General features: G+C 53.7%; 12 protein-coding genes and 1 pseudogene. 9 read left to right on the forward strand and 4 right to left on the reverse strand.

All coding sequences use genetic code 11. The features are described from left to right. Positions 1-57: 57 nt before the first annotated feature. Positions 58-1,047: an IS256 family transposase gene (locus JKG68_RS26335; protein WP_246515885.1), complete on the reverse strand. Its 990-nt coding sequence runs from the start codon at positions 1,045-1,047 to the stop codon at positions 58-60. A 94-nt stretch (positions 1,048-1,141) separates the two neighbouring features. Here JKG68_RS26335 and JKG68_RS33825 point away from each other — a divergent pair. Beyond that, positions 1,142-1,284 (forward strand): annotated as a pseudogene (locus tag JKG68_RS33825) (IS481 family transposase); the annotation flags it as partial. A gap of 23 nt (positions 1,285-1,307) precedes the next feature. Here JKG68_RS33825 and JKG68_RS26340 read toward each other — a convergent pair. Beyond that, positions 1,308-2,414 carry a glycosyltransferase family 4 protein gene (locus JKG68_RS26340; protein WP_202064705.1) on the reverse strand — a complete coding sequence of 369 codons (1,107 nt, stop codon included), beginning with the start codon at positions 2,412-2,414 and terminating at the stop codon, positions 1,308-1,310. A 631-nt stretch (positions 2,415-3,045) separates the two neighbouring features. Between JKG68_RS26340 and JKG68_RS26345 the strand changes: the two genes are divergently transcribed. The 5 genes from JKG68_RS26345 (at position 3,046) to JKG68_RS26365 (ending at position 10,095) form a co-directional block, all read left to right on the forward strand. After that, positions 3,046-4,362, forward strand: coding sequence for a hypothetical protein (locus tag JKG68_RS26345; RefSeq protein WP_202064706.1), 1,317 nt, complete (start codon positions 3,046-3,048; stop codon positions 4,360-4,362). A gap of 281 nt (positions 4,363-4,643) precedes the next feature. Further along, a complete protein-coding gene (locus JKG68_RS26350) occupies positions 4,644-6,092 on the forward strand; it encodes a lipopolysaccharide biosynthesis protein (protein ID WP_202064708.1) in 1,449 nt (482 codons plus the stop codon). A gap of 418 nt (positions 6,093-6,510) precedes the next feature. Further along, a complete protein-coding gene (locus JKG68_RS26355) occupies positions 6,511-7,692 on the forward strand; it encodes a calcium-binding protein (RefSeq protein ID WP_202064709.1) in 1,182 nt (393 codons plus the stop codon). Positions 7,693-7,987: 295 nt separating this feature from the next. Beyond that, positions 7,988-9,520 carry an Ig-like domain-containing protein gene (locus tag JKG68_RS26360; RefSeq protein WP_202064710.1) on the forward strand — a complete coding sequence of 511 codons (1,533 nt, stop codon included), beginning with the start codon at positions 7,988-7,990 and terminating at the stop codon, positions 9,518-9,520. Then, entirely contained in the window at positions 9,436-10,095 is a 660-nt protein-coding gene (locus tag JKG68_RS26365) for a hypothetical protein (RefSeq protein WP_202064711.1), read from the forward strand. The genes JKG68_RS26360 and JKG68_RS26365 overlap by 85 nt, the downstream gene beginning before the upstream one ends. 384 nt (positions 10,096-10,479) lie before the next feature. Here the strand turns inward: JKG68_RS26365 and JKG68_RS26370 are convergent, their stop codons facing one another. Continuing rightward, positions 10,480-11,427 carry a hypothetical protein gene (locus JKG68_RS26370; protein ID WP_202064712.1) on the reverse strand — a complete coding sequence of 316 codons (948 nt, stop codon included), beginning with the start codon at positions 11,425-11,427 and terminating at the stop codon, positions 10,480-10,482. Positions 11,428-11,579: 152 nt separating this feature from the next. Further along, on the reverse strand, positions 11,580-12,617 hold the full coding sequence (locus JKG68_RS34915; RefSeq protein WP_202064713.1) for a glycosyltransferase family 2 protein: 1,038 nt from the start codon (positions 12,615-12,617) through the stop codon (positions 11,580-11,582). A 460-nt stretch (positions 12,618-13,077) separates the two neighbouring features. Between JKG68_RS34915 and JKG68_RS26380 the strand changes: the two genes are divergently transcribed. Genes JKG68_RS26380 through JKG68_RS26390 form a run of 3 tightly spaced genes read left to right on the forward strand, consistent with a single transcriptional unit; the run spans position 13,078 to position 16,374 of the window. Next, positions 13,078-14,169, forward strand: coding sequence for a Wzz/FepE/Etk N-terminal domain-containing protein (locus JKG68_RS26380; RefSeq protein ID WP_202064714.1), 1,092 nt, complete (start codon positions 13,078-13,080; stop codon positions 14,167-14,169). Next, positions 14,162-14,959 (forward strand): glycosyltransferase, encoded by a 798-nt coding sequence (locus JKG68_RS26385; RefSeq protein WP_202064715.1) that lies wholly within the window; start codon positions 14,162-14,164, stop codon positions 14,957-14,959. Before JKG68_RS26380 ends, JKG68_RS26385 begins: the two co-directional genes overlap by 8 nt. Next, on the forward strand, positions 14,950-16,374 hold the full coding sequence (locus JKG68_RS26390; protein ID WP_202064716.1) for an O-antigen ligase family protein: 1,425 nt from the start codon (positions 14,950-14,952) through the stop codon (positions 16,372-16,374). Before JKG68_RS26385 ends, JKG68_RS26390 begins: the two co-directional genes overlap by 10 nt. Positions 16,375-16,572 lie beyond the last annotated feature (198 nt).

The raw sequence follows: 16,572 nt of genomic DNA on the forward strand, positions 1-16,572 counted from the left end.
GATCAGCCCTGGACCATCATGTCCATCGGCTTGCGTGAATGGGCGCATCAGTTCTGATCAGTGGGACTTGGTATAAGTCAGCGTCTCACCCACATGCGCTTCCACCAGTTCGGCCGCACGGGCCATGCGCAGGCCGCGCAGCTCCTCGACAACAGCTTTTGCCTTGGCCTCAGCGGCAGTCCGGCTCTCCTGAGCATGGATGGCTTTGAGCCTGTGGCTGACGTCACGCACCTTCGTGGCCGGCACATGGCTGAAGACGGTGTGGTAGAAGTGAACCACACACCTTTGCCACTGGGCTTCTGGCAGATACTCGCCGATGCTCTCCACCAAGCCCCTGCAGGCATCCGACGTGGTCAGTTCAACATCCTTGAGCCCGCGCTCCACCAGGTGGCGCAGGAAGGCCGACCAGCCTGACTTGTCCTCCTTCGCCCCCTCGCAGATGCCGAGGATCTCGCGATAGCCGTCCGCCGTCACGCCGATCGCCACCAGCAACGAGACATTGCGCACCTCGCCAGCCCAGCTGCGCTTCATGACGATCCCGTCGAGGAAGAGATAGGGATGCTCGCCCGCGATCGGCCGACTCCGCCACGCCTCGATCTCGGCATAGATCTTCTTGTTGAGGTTCGACACCGTGCTCGGACTGACCTGCGTGCCCCAGAGCGCCTCGGTGATGTCCTCGACCCGCCGCACGGAGACACCGGCCAGATACATCTCGGTCAGCGCCTCCTCGACCGAGCTCTCCCGACGTCGGTAGCGCTCGATGATGGCCGTCTCGAAGGTCTGACGGCGCAGCTTCGGGACTTTCAGGCTGACCTGACCCGCTCGCGTCTCCAGGCTGCGCTCGTAGTGGCCTGCCCGGGTATCTGTCCGCGCCTGTGTCCGCTCATAGCGGCCGGCGCCGCAGAGCCGGTCAGCCTCTGCTTCGAGCATCGCGTTCAAGGCCTCCTCGACTGTGCCGCGAACCATCTCACCCAGATGATCCCTGATCCTGGCCTCGCCGATCTGGATCACCTCACCCAGCGACTTGGTTCCTGTCTTCTCGTCCATCACCTGCTCCTCTCAGCCATTGTGAAAGGAGCCGCCGGCATCAGCAAATGTGCGAAATTATCTGTACGTTATCAGTTGCGGCTACCCGGGCGAATTCCTGACCGCCTACAACTTCGCACGTCGGCTCAAGACCCTGCGCGGGCTTACCCTCTATGAGTACATCTGCAAGATTTGGACAAACCAAGCCTTAGATTCATGTTCGACCCGCTCCAGCAAATGCCGGAACCAAACATCTAGCAAGATCCGTAGAAAGGCGTTACCTAAGGTAACATCTCCAGGTAGAGATCCATAATCTTCTTGCTCATCAGATCGGCCCTGTAACGCTCAAGAAAGTGCGCGCGACCGGATTTTCCGAATTCACGCAGTGTCTCTTCATCCGTGGCTCGAATAAGATCAGCGATGCTCTTCACTGAGCCGAGATCAAACAGTCGTCCCGTTACCCCATCAACTACGACATCCTTGAGCCCACCTGCCCGGCTCGCAAAGATAGGCACACCTGCACGCATCGCCTCAAGTGCGGTAAGTGGAAGTCCTTCCCACCGGGAGGGCATCAATAGAAGATCTGCTGTGCTGTAGATCTCTTCTACCTCCTCCCTAGAACGCCAGCCCAACGTGGTTACGTTGGAGGGGATTTCAATCGTCTCGGCGCGATTTACGATAAAATCGCCAATCGCTATACCCTCAGAGTCCTGCAGTTCCTTCATAATTTCGGCAAAGACATCGAAGCCCTTTTGTCGATCAAACCGCCCGACAAACAGAATTTTCTTGCGGCGCCGATAAGCAGAGCTTCCATAACCGTCAATCGTTGTGGGGGGCGTGAGAGATTTGATGCCGTTCTCGATCACGACGCATTTGGGCGACGGTATCCCCCAGGCAATGGCATCTGTCTTTTCACAGTTCGATACGCAGATAATTCGATCAGTGACACGTACCAAGAGCCGCTCGATAGCCGCAATGGCCCCGTTTTTCAGGCGACTGCCCTCCCGTGCGAAAGCCCAACTGTGCGGACAATAGATTATCTTGGGCCGCCCTGGGACAACAAGCAGACAACATCTGACAAGAGCGCCCGCAACGGTGGAATGGATATGCAAGATATCTGGCCGGGATTGACGCACGACTCTAATTGTCGCGAGGGCAAGCCGGAGCAGCCCTAGGAGAGAGCCTCGCGAGTGAGCAAAAGACCTCAGCTTGATCCTATCGCTTTCAATGGAGCTGAGTGCTTTTACATTCACCTCCGGCGCTAGCACCTCTATGGATGCGATGCGGGCATCTTCCAGCTGTAGAGGGATAAGCTCTTGAAGGTATGTAAGAACTCCGCCTAGCGGGGCCTCGGTGACGTGGGCCACCCGTAAGGTTCGGTCACTCACTCTCTCGTCTCCCTAGATGCGTCGACCATACAGGACGCCACAAGAACCAAGACAATCGCAGCAGGCAGAGATCATACCGTCCACCTCAAAGCATAGATGATGAAGGCTTAACTCTGCCGCATCAGCCCGGCTTTCCTCTTATAGGTGAGTCCTGGCGGGCATCCAGCCCGTTGCCCTTTGCGTGACCCAATCGAGGCTACTTCCTCAGGCTGCGGCGGCCTTGCGAGGATTAAACTCTCAGCGGGCATCTGCGGTTAGGATTTCTAAGTCCCTACCATGGCGCCACCCGCATGCAGATCCACCATTACTTTCATACTCAACAAAGCAGCGTACTATCGGTCCTTATTCTTTGAAGACCTCTATTTACTTGTAGGGATCGAAACAACTCTTACAAAGGATTAACCCACAAGAGCGGAGGCGGCACAGTAAAAACATCGATAATCTAGATGAGTCTTTGTTAGAATGGACCCATCAAGACAGCCTCACTTAGAGGCAATCCAGTGGTGTAAGGGAGAGACGCAAGACGATCGACTACAAACCGGCCTCTGCCCAGCGGAACCGGTATCCTCAAATCATCCTCTCGACAGCACGAGCGCAGATAAAGCGTACTGTCCTATTGAGTTTCATAACGATGAGCAAATTCGAAGCCGCCAGTTCAAGTGCTACTAGCAACCCCTTGTGTGTGAGGGACATCCAGTACCGGTATGACCATGACCGCGGCTGCTTCCGCCATAATCTGGAGAGAGACCTTCAAATATTCTGCATATGGGAGAACGCCCGCCACATCCAGCAGAGCATACTGAGCCTCATCTCTGAAAACTTTAGCGTCATCAAGATTTATGAATTTGAATGGTCGCACGGCAAGATTGAAGAGAACTTTGGACGGCTCTACAAGACTATCGGCAATGGCCGGAACTACAAGCAAGAGAGCGCTGGATCTGGACCTTTTCTATGTATTGTCTGCGAGGATCTTGACCCTTGCTATCTTTACAGTACGACGGTGTCCGGTAATCTCGAGCTCTGCAACAAGAGGGTGGTCGAGGTAAAAAGAACAGCCCGGAGTTGGCTTGGCGGCTTCCTCGTTCATTCGACAGCCAACCCGATAGAGTTCATAGAGCAGGTGTTTTTACTCCTTTCAGAGCAGGAAGTCGAAAATATTATGTCCGCTCCGACGAGCGATCAAAAATTTGCAACCAGAAAGGAAGATATGATCGGGTCGGACGGGTGGGATAGCTTCGAGTCCTTATTCAGACACCTCAACAAAACCACTGATTACTTAGTTCTTCGAAATTTCGAGTCGGCTCTGGGCGATTACTCGGAGTCCGACTTGGACGTGTTATGCGCAGAACCAAGCTCATTCCTGGCAGCCGCTAACGGCGCCAATGTTGATAAAAATCGCAGTCGCGTAAAATGCACGATACAGGTTGCAGGCAGAAGCATTCCTGTTGACGTAAGGTTCGTTGGTGACGGCTATTACGATACTAATTGGCAACGCGATATGCTGAAGGAAAGCGAGCTTCTGCATGGCATCGTGAGGATTCCTCGCGTTGACCATTACTTCTTCTCAATGCTTTATCACGGGGTGTTGCAGAAACCTTTCCTTGCGGAAAAATACATCTTAAGGCTTGACGAGCTTGGGAGAGAGATCGGTCTAGGCCCTGAACTACTGCGGACTCTCCCTGACGCAAATGTCGCAGCGACTGTGGTCCAAAGCTTTCTCAAGGCAAGCGGATACAGCTTTTACACACCCCTTGATGCCGGGGTGCACGTAAACAGAAAGGCTACACGTGTGCTCTGGCCAGACCACATCACCATCTACAGGAAGCCGGGATCAAGCCCGATCTTTAGGCATGCTGCGGAAGTCGCGAGAAAGTCGCGGAAGCTGGCTCCTCAATGGCTTCGGAAGAGAGTGCCGCCAGGTATTCGAAGCTGGATATTAAGCACCTGACGCCACCGCTTTTGCTGTTGGGCGTTTCGCGGCTGATCTTACAAGGGCTTCAAACATGCAGCAGCGGCTCCACAGTCCTGCGGCAGAAGGCCAATGCGCTCGGCTGCCTTCTCCCGCAGTGGGAGGTGATAACTCAGGCTTTCTCGCTTCTCTCATTCTTGAGTAGAAGCAATCCTCTTCGCACATGCGCGGAGTTGGCAGCATGGATTGATGCCTCTTTCTAGTTGTGTGCCCGATATCCCAAGTGCCATAGATGTTGATAATCACGAGAAGGATCTTGCGTGCGCTTTCTCTCTAAGATCAAGCATTTAGCTACCTTTGGTGTCGGATTCTATGCACCGAAAGTGGCCACTCTGGCCACCTTCCCTATCTACGCGAGGAGTTTGCCGTCCGTCGAATTCGCGCTTCTTGCGCTCATGGAGACGTGCATTGGATTTTTTGGCATGTTAGCGAATGCTGGGGTATCTAATGCCATGTTGAGGTACTATGCGGATGAAGAGGAGGAACTGGGCCAAAGGAAAGTTTTTACCACGGCGCTTGTTCTCGTGGCAGTGGGCGGGATCGTCACAACCTGCGTTATCTCGCTCCTTGCAGCTAGCCTCAACAACTGGATGATCTTGCGGAGTGATCTTGCCAAGGATGTTGTACATTGGCTTCCCATCATTGCACTCATAAGCGTTGCGGATGCTGGAAACTCACTCCTGCAGACACTGTTCCGTGCGCAACGTAAGCCGTTAGGCTTTACTGTCGTGACACTTTGCCGAGTTGTTCCCGCTACTCTTCTGGGTCTTTACCTTGGAGTATGGGAGGGAAAAGGTATCAGCGGCGTTTTGACTGGAAACGTTGTGGGCAGCGTCGGAAGTTTCCTGATCTGCGGGACCTGGCTATCCTTGCGGTATTGGGCTCGTCCGCAATGGGAACTGTCCATACATCTCCTTAAGTACGCGGCGCCGTATGTTCCGCTCGGCATTGTTGAGCTCATCTCTGCAAAAGCAGGCTTCATTTGCGTGTCCGCCCTTGGAAGCACGAGCATGATTGCTACCTACAGCATCGCTGAGAAAGTCGGATCACTGGTGCAGGCAGCCTATGGGCCGATTGGATTCATACTGACTCCCTGGATGCTCCGGATAGGCACTAAACCGAATGCGCCGAAGCTCTTCAGCGCAATGGCCTCAGCTCTGGTCGCGTTGCTGGGAGCGATGCTTATTACTCTGGGAGGGTTCGCTGAGGAGTTGATCTCCTTGATTTCAGCAGATGCATATCCCTCAGCCGCAGCACTAGTTTTGCCGCTCTCGCTGGGATTCGGCTTGGCTTCGGTGCGGCCTAGTTTCCGAGCAGGCCTTTTGATTATGAAGCAAACCCACTACATGCCGGCTGTTGCAGCGGTTGCGGGCGCTCTTGGTTTGGGATCGACATGGCTACTTGTGAGTTGGGCTGGATTGTCTGGGGCGGCCTGGGGAACGGCGCTTACAGCCTTTCTTAGTGTGGCTCTCGGTTGGTGCGTGTCTCAGCGGTTTCTGCCTGTTCCAATCAACTGGTGGCACTTTGCGATCACCATTGCGATTGTCGGATTCGCGATCCAGGTGCTTGCGTCAACGCCAGACGACTCCCTCATCTACAAAGTACCCGTGTTTTTCATATTCATGTGCATCATGCTAAGTCTTTTACGATTGGCTATCATTGGACTTGAGGCTCATTCGACAGCCGCGGAGCAAAGGCCCGCAGCCTGATTGTATGCGCCTCCGGTTCTAGCCGCTACGACGACCCAGGTGGTATGCGTTTCCTTTCGGTGGACGTGATATTAAGACGCGAAGATGCTCCCCTTGAGCGGCCAATCCTGCTCGGAGCTGTCGACTGGCGCTGCTCAAACAGCATAAGAGTCAATACGGCATTTTATAGAGCTGCCTGGGTCTTGTTTCGTAGGTTGGCCTTATAGGCTTGGCATAATCTAGCTCGGCAACCAGTCCGTTTTAGCCTCATACTCAATTGCTCAAGAACCTTTGTTCGAAGTTATTCTGCGGTCACAGATTATAGGTATTAACCCACCTGATGAGATGCCCCTGAATACAGGCAATCCTTTTTATCCGAATATTTTCTGCCTCAGATCTCTATACTGCTCATGTGTGTATTTCGCGACTAGGAGCCAACATGGCAGACCTGACTAAGACTATGATCGGGAAGATCGGGGACACGACCATCTATCGGGTTGATTTGGGTCAAAGTGGGCTGGACAGCATAAAGGCCATCACCATCGCCGACGATAACATCATCTCGGGCGGATCCGGCACTGTTTCAGGCTTTGATCTCGATTTCCTGAAACTATCCTCATCAGGGACACTCAATGCCTCGGCCGTTGCATCCCTTGCCAGCGAGAATGCTTTCAACTTCACCTCTGCCGGCGTTGTTCTGCAACCGGGCTTCCTCCGCCCTGTTGGTTCCGCCGAGGACTCGGATTGGAGAAAACCTTATCTCTCTGGCACTGACGGAAACACCTACAGTGCATCCAAGGCTACACTGGATACTCTCGACGGCTCGAGCCTTAACGATACCGGTTCGATTTCCCTTGGCGAAAGTGGGCAAATCACGTTTCACTTGAACTACGCCGTCTCGACTGGCGCAAAATACCTCTATATTGGCGAGAGAGGCGGCGGAAACGATGAGTTCCTCGTCAAAGCCTTTAGCGCCGACGTTGAAACTCCGCAGGCTCCGATCGCGTCCGGAATTCATCTCATTGGTACGCAGGGCAATGACACCATCAGGCTGGGTCAGGGTCTCAACCGACATCTAGGCGCCGGCAATGATACCATCGAAGGCTTGGGAGGCCGCGACGTCCTCGGTGGCGCGGGCGGTGACGATACGATCCATGGAGGCGCCGGCAGTGACAAGCTCTATGGGGAAGGTGGTGAGGACTGGCTTCACGGTGGATCTCTCAGCGACACGATCAATGGTGGCGCGGGGAATGACTTGCTCTATGGCGGCGTGGGCCGCGATATCTTTGTGTTCAGCAGCAAGCTGGGGACGTCTCGCACCGACCGAAAGGTGAACTTCGACAAGATCGCAGATTTCAGCGTGAGAGATGACAGCGTCTGGCTCGACAACGCCATCTTCAAGAAAATCGGTTCTGGATCATCGTCGAAGCCGGGCAAACTGAACAAGGAGTTCTTCACCGTGGACTCCAGAGCCCGCGAGAAGGATGACTATTTGGTCTACAACAAAAAGACGGGTGTTCTCCGCTTTGACGCCGATGGCTCTGGATCGAAGGTTGCCGTGGAAGTTGCCCAGTTCAAGAAGGGACTTGCTTTGACCTTCAAGGACTTCTTCGTCATCTAAATCTCTGCCCAGAAATCAGCCGCTCCATGGCCGTTATAGAGCCATTGAGCGGCTCCTCCTCTAATTTAGCGGCCCCGCGTCAGGAGATGCGGCATGGGCAAACCTATACAGACATACCTATAATTAAGTAGCGCCAATGGGTTCTTGCCCAGAAGTACGGCGTGATATGCATTGAAATAGCAGTTTGGTCTCAAGACTGAGCGAAACTATGAAGCGCTACATGTCAAACACGTGCCCTATTCGACTCGTATGTGACCCGGTGTCAGACAAAGTCGAAGCCATGAGGTGATCGCCTATGCCGTCAATAACGTTCCAGCAAGGTGTGAATGGCTATGCGGGCACGCAGGACACCACACTGCGCCAGTCCAGCCCCAACACCAACCTTGGCAGCGCAGGTACCCTGTACGCCGACAGCGACACGCCCACCGGCACGGGCCAGGATGATCAGGTGCTGCTGCAGTTCAGCGCCCTGTTCGGCTCAGCCACCAACCAGATCCCTCTGGGCGCCACGATCACGAAGGCGACCCTGAGCCTGCAGACCACCAATGCTGGTGACGGAGCAGCCCTGCACCGGATGCTCACCGGCTGGAGTGAGGCTGCCACCTGGGGCTCTCTCAGCAATGGCATTCAGGCCAACGGCACAGAGGCCGTGGCGGCTGCCGACCGGGTCACCGGCCGGACAGCCATCGGCGTCACCACCCTCGATGTCACCGCCAGTGTGCAGGCCTGGGCGGGCGGGGCTGCCAACAATGGCTGGGCCTTCCTGCCCTCCGGCGGCGATGGCTGGGACTTCCTCTCCGCAGAGGGCGCCACCAAACCCAAGCTTACCGTCGAGTATACCACCAGCACCACACCTCCACCCACCAATACAGCCCCAGTGGCGGCCGATGACAGCGCGACCACCAATCAGGGCACCCCTGTGACCATCACGGTGCTGGCCAATGACACCGACTCGAATGGCGATACACTCACGGTCAGCGCCATTACAGCCAACGCGACGCACGGCACGACCACACTCAACTCGAACGGCACCATTACCTACACGCCAACAGCCAACTACCTGGGTGATGACAGCTTCACCTACAGCATCAGCGACGGACGTGGCGGCTCAGATACGGCAACCGTAAATCTGACCATCAATGCTCCGACGACAGATAGGCCCTTTGACGAGTCCTATATCGCCACGACTTTCCCAGGGGGCCGCCAGCGGGTTCTGGAACACGATAACGCAACTAAGAGCTTCTTTGTTGATGGGGACTGGTACGCCGTGCTGCCCGACGGGGCCAAGTGGTATGTTGAACGCTTTAACGGCAACATCCCGGCCGCAGGCCAACAGGGCGGCTGGACCAAGGCCAGCACAGATAATTTCCTCGACAACAATCGCGCCTCCGACATTGCCTGGGACAGTGCCACGGAAGAGCTCTACGTTCTGCAGTACTGGGAGACATCCACGAAGCCACGCATGTTCAAGCTGGATTATGATCCTGCCACTCGTACATTCGTTCAGGAGGCGGAGGCTCAGATCGCAGGGGCTGGCGGCAAGCTGGCATCTACCCACTGGGGCGGCAACAAGGAGCTGGTGATCGGAATGGATCAATTCGGCACCCCGCTGGTGGCAGACGTCGGCCAAGCGACCAGTGGGGCTAACCAGGGAATTCATCTTGCATGGGCGAGCAAGGATCTCAGCACCTGGGCGGAGACCACGATCGACCCTGTTCCCAGCGCAGGGGGGACAACAGCAAAGTGGATATCCTCACGTTCTCACAAGGAACGCAGAAGTACATCGGGCTTGCCTACAGCGCCGATTCTCCCAGCACTGCAGGCGTAACCGGTGACGTTTGGAAGTTTGCTTGGCACACCGCCTCCGCCAACCCGGCGGATTACGCCACCGGCTGGCAGATCGAGACCTTCAACAGCACGGTTGCGATCGACAACCACCTGAGCGCAGCTTGGGACGGCTCCAACATCTACATCACCATGAAAGATGACAAGAATGCTGTTTGGGTGACGAAGGGTCTGCCCGGTGCGCTGGGATCGTGGGAGACGGTCAAGGCCGTCAACGGCGATAATGGCTCGGTCTCCGGGCCGAGTCGCCCGACCCTGGTTGTGGATCACGCGACCGACAGCCTGCATGTTTTGTATCAACAATCAACCAACCTGCCTTATGGAGACATTTACATGAAGTCCGTGTCTCTGGATGGCCCCCTGGCGTTCGATCCAAGTACTCTCGGAACGCGGGTGATGCGTACCAATAATGGGAGTTCTCTCATCGACCCGCAGCCCCCAGTTCATGCGGTCGATGAGAGCATGGATGGCGCTTTCTATATGGTCGCGGCCAACGCCAATGCGCGGGAAATCTGGTACAACCAGATCAATCTGGGCTCCCCAGAGTTGTTCACATGAAGTAGCCCTGTCCAGCTTTGATCACCATGATAGTAAGGCGGCTTCAAACTGACTAACTGTGAGATCTGAGGAGATTGTTCGTCTCGTTTGAGTGCCTGAAGGTGGTCGTCGCTACACGATTACTGATGGACGTGAGGAATGAACAGGCCCCACCAGAATGCCCGCATGACCCGACTGGGTCGAGCGGAAATGACCCGCCGCATCTTGGAAGAAGGCTAGCCTATCCGAGAAGTGGCGGCCTGCCTTAATCAGAGAGCATACCACCAGCCGCAAGTGGCTACCCCGCTATTGGATCGGCGGGATTGGGAGGCTCTGGCGGAGTGCCGACTGACCGCCAAATCAGCTTCGACCTCGCACCAGTAGTCGAAAAAGGATCACTCTTGATCAGGGTGAAACGAACGCAGTTTCTACTTTTCTTGAGCTGGATATATTGATTTCAGTTGAAGATATTGGCGGCTGTCGCCCATCATATATCCGATCAAAAATTTCCAGCGCTTGTTCAACACTGAATAATTTTGATCGTACGTTCGGCCAATACTCAACTTCTGAACGACGAATGTGAGGCGAGTATATACGTACTGGCGCTGTGTCACATCCTAATGCGGCAAGAACGGCAACGCGATGCTGCCCTGCTCCAATCAACACTCGGCTTTCGGAATCCTTGGTTAGCACGGTACCTGTTATATCACCGTCACGCTTGCTGCTCCGCATATAACCACGATGCCTGATCGAATCGTACACACGTATCAAACGGGAAAATTCTGCGTTGCCAGCTTCATCACTAACTGGCCCCCATACCTTCCAACCATGGGATGCATCCAAGCGGAAGCCATGAGCTTTGTAGTCTGCAGCGACAATGTTAATCCAGAACGCTGCGAACTCTTGAGGGGTCTCCGACATCCACGGCAGAACCCAGCCGAAGGGCGGCGAGGAGGCAAGGTCCGGACTTGCACTTTCAGGGTCTAACCCAAGAGCCTCAACCGCGTTGCTAGGCTGCCATCCAATATGAAATTCTTGAAGGGGTGACCTAGCGTAGCCGCTGCAGGCTTCATTTTGGTAGCTAAGCAACGTTGAAACAAATGGATTGTTTGATTCCCTGGTACAGGGAAATGCAGCGGTGTGAAGACTTCGACAGCCAGCGAGGGGAACTTCGACCACGAATGGACTGCCCCCGGCTCGATAAAATCCCTCCGACAGATTATTAGTGACTTTTCTTAGATCAATGATCCGAGCATCTCTTCGGACGAGCTTAAGGCCCACATGGCCCAAGGCTTTGTTTAATTCTTTGCTGAACCAGTGGCGGCTCAGGCGCTTTGAAACAAACTCGATCACTTAAGGCTCCAGTACGGTGTAGCTCTGCCCTCAAGCGGAACCGCACACTTTGAACACAAACTAGTCATTCAGTGTGCTAATATCATTGTGCCCACCTCAGAAACCAGATCACTTGGTTGTAGTTATTCTCGACTCTATCAACGGTGATTTACTTACCGACCGGACGGATGTGTCTTATGAAAATCGATCACATCGACTGACGCAAGACCGTCGGTTTGGGTATGTGCAACACATGGTCGATTTCCACTTTGGCTCTGGTTTGACCGCCCTTCTCGAGCGAATAGCGCTATTCCCCTGAGTGTCGCTTGTAGTGCAAGACACTGTGAAATGCCGAACTCGCTCCAATATCCCACTTTAGATGTTGCTGAGCTTGCGCGCCGCATCATGATAGCGCTTATACACACTTCGAGCACTGCGCGGCATACTCGGCCAGCAAAGTAACGCCTGACAGTATGATCCTGAAAGAGGTATTTGGCCGTGACAGCTCCGTCGCCGACGAGGTAACTAACACAGAGTCGCCTAGCATCCTCGATCGCCCGGCGTCCGTGCAGATGATAGACTAACAAGCTCGGGTCATATAGAATAGGAAAGCCCATCAATCGAGCTCGAGTGATATATTCTGTGTCTTCGGCCGCCCCCACGGAGGTCCCAGGGCCAAAGCGCTCATCGAACCCCCCGAGGCTCTCGTACGCTCTCCGAGTCAGGACCATGTTGCAGCCATGGATGAATCCCCCCGGGAATTCGCCACGCTTCAGACGTGAAGCGTCTTTCGATGTTTTGACAGTAATTGGGAGGTCGTTTTCATCGCCCAACTCCACGCGGCCGCCTCGTAGATAGGCCGAGTCGTTTGGAAGCTCGTGTGCGCCCAAAAGATTACGGCAGTAATCCCGCGCAAGGATGCAATCATCATCTGTGAATACGATGTTCCGACCTGTTGATTTGTGGGCCCCGGCATTTCGCGCTCGGCAGACTCCAGGGCGAGCCTCAAATACTATATGATGGTTGACTCGCGTCTTTTTTGACCAAATTATTAAATGTTTATCAGTATCATCGGTCGAGGCATTGTTGACTATAACAATTTCACAGGCCGTGTCCGGACAGTACTCGATCGCTCTCTCTATAGATTTCAGCGTGTCAGTGATACGACTGCCTCTGTCTCTTGTGCAAACCACGAACGACACGTCGATCATACTACCTTCTACCTCTCTGAGCTATTCCAAAAGCGGAGGACATTAACCTGAACCTCAGAAGAGGTATTTGGAAACTCCACGAACAAAAGCCCTCTGATACAGGGCTCGATCCAGAAATCCCTTCAGCTTGCTCTTTTCCTTCAATCAAGCATGAAGTCTTCAATCTGCTTATAGCTCGTTCCCAATAGCACCCAACTGGTCGGCACCATAGTAGCCACTATGGATTCATTACACTGATCAGGAGGCTGCTTATGAGAAATTTGGAGGTAACAACCCGTGGCAATTGTCACGGCCTGCACCTTGCTTATTTTCGAGAATACTAACGTCAATCTAGATGGGAAGCGGATAAGGCAGTGTCTTGCGGTTTACTTTGCGGATGGAATGCTAAATGTCAGCCAGCCTCGGAAGCTCAAATGGCTTCGAGGCGCTTGGTTCATCAGCGGCACAGAGGCGTTAGAAAATGCTAAATCAAGTGCGTTTCGACATTCCAGCTCCTTCGGATCTGAACGCCACCTCATTTACGCTGACCGAGCTCCTCGTAGCGATCCGCAAATACAAGTTGATGGTTGTGGCTGTTGTGATTGCCGGACTAGGTTGCTCTTACCTTGTGTCTCACACCATCACGCCTCGCTATACTGCTGAGGCTGTCCTTGTAGCTGATTTGCCATCATCTCGTATATTTGATGTTGCGCCGGAAGGGCAGCAATCAGCGGCCGACCTTCTTGCCATGAGAACTATAGTCGAAACTATAGGAGCCCCCCCAATTATTGAGAGGGCCATCCAGAAGTTGCCGGACGATATTCGCGCAATGCTGGCTAATACGGCATTAAGAAAAGGAAGCTCGGCATTCTCAGCGTGTCCTACCGTTTTATGCCAAGCGCTCATGCCATCTGCTGGCGAGTCCCAAATTCCCGAAGAAAGTGAAGTCAGTTCTCATGATGTTGAGCGGCTGATCAATCACGTGTCGGGATGGCTGGATGTCGCTAATGGAGGAAGATCATACACAATACAGGTGCGCTATACATCTGAAGACCCGATGCTGTCAGCGGCTATCACGAACACCCTCGTTAACGAATACCTTGCATATACCTCTGAGCGAAAGCGTCAAATATACGTCCAGACCGGATCCAATCTTTCGAATAAGATCAACTCCCTAAAGCATGAACTCCAATCCGCTGAGCGAAACGCGCAAATGTTGCGCGAGCAAGTCCGGATACAGGAGCTTCGGTCTGGTGCCCTGACAGGCAGCAAACAGGAGCAGGTCATCTCTGACAATGCGCAAGCCTATGCCAATGCTCGTGAGGCTGAACGCGAGGCACAGGCCATCGCGGCAGTGTACGAGCGCTTTCTGCTCCGGCAGCGCGAGGCAGAGGGTCGGCAGGACCTTCCCGGAGCAGACGCCTGGCTGCTTTCCGTTGCACGACCTCCTTTGAAGCCCAGCGGCCTGGGCAGGAGCTTATTCCTTGGGCTTGGCGGGGTTGCCGGCTTCTTTATAGGAGCTTCTTGCGCAGTGGTAAGATTTCGCCGAAAAAGGGACGCTGCCCATGAGTGAGTCCTCGAAAGTTTGCGTACTGATCCCGGTCTTCAATGATCAGGCGGGCCTCAACAAGACACTTCATATTATGGCCAGCGATTCTTTTCCCTACGATATTGTGGTCGTAGATGACGGCAGCGATTCTCCTATCGTCTGTGCCGATCAATACGGCTGCCATGCGGTAATACTGATCAGGCTGGAGAAGAATCTTGGCATCGAACACGGACTGAACGCAGGATTGGAGTACATCCTTAAGGCATGTTACCAATACGTAGCTCGCTTGGACGCCGGTGACATACCTATGGAGAACCGGATAGATAGGCAGGTGAATTTCCTGGAGCAAAACCCAGACGTCGGTATTGTGGGGACGTGGGCAAAGTGTGTGAGCGACGACGGGAGCTACCTTTTCACACTCAGATTTCCGACAAGTCACGAAGGAATCATCCGAAAGCACCGCTACCTGCCGGCCTTGCTTCATCCTGCCGTCATGATACGGGCAGACGCCCTTCGAGAGATCGATCTATATTCAGATCGGTATAAGGCCGCGGAGGATTTTGACCTCTTCGTTCGTATAAGCCGCAAGTACCGTGCTGCAAATATTCCCGAGGTGCTCACCGAATATGTTGTAAGCAGGAAGGGGATCACGTCAGTCAAGCGGAGGAGAACCTTGGTCTCGCGATTGCGGGTGCAGATCGATAATTTCTATTGGCGTGATCTGCACTCTTATCTTGGCGTTGGCAGAACAGTGCTACTCATGGGGCTGCCTTTCAGCATGATCACTGCTTTGAAGGGTTACGTATGGCGGTGAGATCGCTTCCCCTCGCTGGAGGCTGGGCCGATCTGCTTCGTGAGGGCATTGTGGGGGAAGGGGCGCGCAATCAGATGGCGCGAGTCTTTGTGATCGTGTCACTGGTGCCATTAGCGTTCAATGATCTTCCATCTATCCTCCCTGTTGGGGAGTTATCGCGCGACGGCTTCATTTACATGGTGCCGTTCCTCACGCTTTATCTAATGTGGTCTAAGGACCGCATAATAATCCCGACACCGCTCGTGTATTTCGTTGCAGCCTTCAGCGTCATTGTCCTGTTGGGGGTCGCCGTCAACTATAATGAAATTATAGACACACATTTTAAAGGGCGGTCGGGTTTTAGCAGAGTGGTCACGCAGGGCATGTCGTTTGCATTTGGGGTCCTGATTGCATTTGTATTCTATAACCTGACTCTTCGTGGCTTCGTCGGATCGATCGTCCTTGGTGCACGTGCCGCCATTCTGGTTATGGCAGCATTCGGCATAATAGAGGTCGCCTCGTGGTACTCGATCCCAGGACTAACTCAACTCCATGACTTGGTCTCTATTGTGGTACACTCAGGGACCCCGCACTATCCCCAGCGTCTAAGATCTACAGCATTCGAAGTGTCATGGACTGGCGTTATGCTCACTTTCTTCTTTCCTTTTGCCACTATCAACGATGGTTGCAGAAAAAAGGTTATATTGTTTTACATCGCCATCGTAGCCTTTCTTGTGATTCTAAGTCAGTCCCGAACGGCTATGTTAGTATTTGGTTTTCAGATTCTGCTGATCTCATGGTTCTATTTCCGCCATAGGGTCGACGTGTTGGTACACATCGTTGCAGGAAGCAGCATTGCAGCGCTTTTACTGGTATCGAACGTCAAGGTTTATACTCTCGTGACTGAAACAGCATTCAATGTGGTTGAGTACGGGAGGTTTAGTCGCTCGGAAACCGCCGAGGAGAATGTCTCCAATATTACCCGATCGGCATCGATCTCGGCTGGGATATCGATGCTGCTGGAGCGACCAATTCTTGGAGTGGGATTTGCGCAGTTCGGCTTTCACTATCCCAGGCATTTGGACGCCGATGACTTCAGAAGTTATGAGGTTCGTGCGGCTGTTAAAGACAATGACCAATGGCCTCCATCTTACTCATTGCATGCACGAATGCTTGCTGAGACGGGTATTGTTGGTTACTTGGCTTGGCTTGGCTTTATTGTAGTTTATCTAATACGATCTCTCCATCGCACATTTCGGGTTCAAGACAGCAGCACCTCCGTGCATCTAGGAATCGCTATGACATTATCTGGATGGCTGTTGCTCGGTTTTAGCATTGACAGCTTCCGCTTCTTCGGTGGATGGATCGCGGTTGGCGTTGCGCTTGCACTCCAAACGGCTGGCTCATTTAGCTACCGGCGATGGAGCGCGGGTTGAGCACAACGGAGCCGTTCGTTCCCCTTTTCGTAGTACGACTGCCAATCGCACAGTTAAGTACTGGATTGGCCATATGCAATATCTACTTCGGGACTATTGACGTAATTTGTGCCGACAAAAGCTAGAGGCTGTTATGGACTGCGATGTAGTTTACAGCCTGCCGTAGCATGATGCAGACCAGTGCAATGACATGCAGGT

The sequence above is a fragment of the Microvirga aerilata genome, from assembly GCF_016743775.1.
Classification (GTDB): domain Bacteria; phylum Pseudomonadota; class Alphaproteobacteria; order Rhizobiales; family Beijerinckiaceae; genus Microvirga; species Microvirga aerilata.

What these genes read in the sequence shown, in the direction of transcription:
- JKG68_RS26335 (WP_246515885.1), bottom strand. Translation starts at nt 1,047, where the DNA reads ATGGACGAGAAGACAGGAACCAAGTCGCTGGGTGAGGTGATCCAGATC.
- JKG68_RS26345 (WP_202064706.1), top strand. Translation starts at nt 3,046, where the DNA reads ATGAGCAAATTCGAAGCCGCCAGTTCAAGTGCTACTAGCAACCCCTTG.
- JKG68_RS26355 (WP_202064709.1), top strand. Translation starts at nt 6,511, where the DNA reads ATGGCAGACCTGACTAAGACTATGATCGGGAAGATCGGGGACACGACC.
- JKG68_RS26360 (WP_202064710.1), top strand. Translation starts at nt 7,988, where the DNA reads ATGCCGTCAATAACGTTCCAGCAAGGTGTGAATGGCTATGCGGGCACG.
- JKG68_RS34915 (WP_202064713.1), bottom strand. Translation starts at nt 12,617, where the DNA reads ATGATCGACGTGTCGTTCGTGGTTTGCACAAGAGACAGAGGCAGTCGT.
- JKG68_RS26380 (WP_202064714.1), top strand. Translation starts at nt 13,078, where the DNA reads ATGCTAAATCAAGTGCGTTTCGACATTCCAGCTCCTTCGGATCTGAAC.
- JKG68_RS26385 (WP_202064715.1), top strand. Translation starts at nt 14,162, where the DNA reads ATGAGTGAGTCCTCGAAAGTTTGCGTACTGATCCCGGTCTTCAATGAT.
- JKG68_RS26390 (WP_202064716.1), top strand. Translation starts at nt 14,950, where the DNA reads ATGGCGGTGAGATCGCTTCCCCTCGCTGGAGGCTGGGCCGATCTGCTT.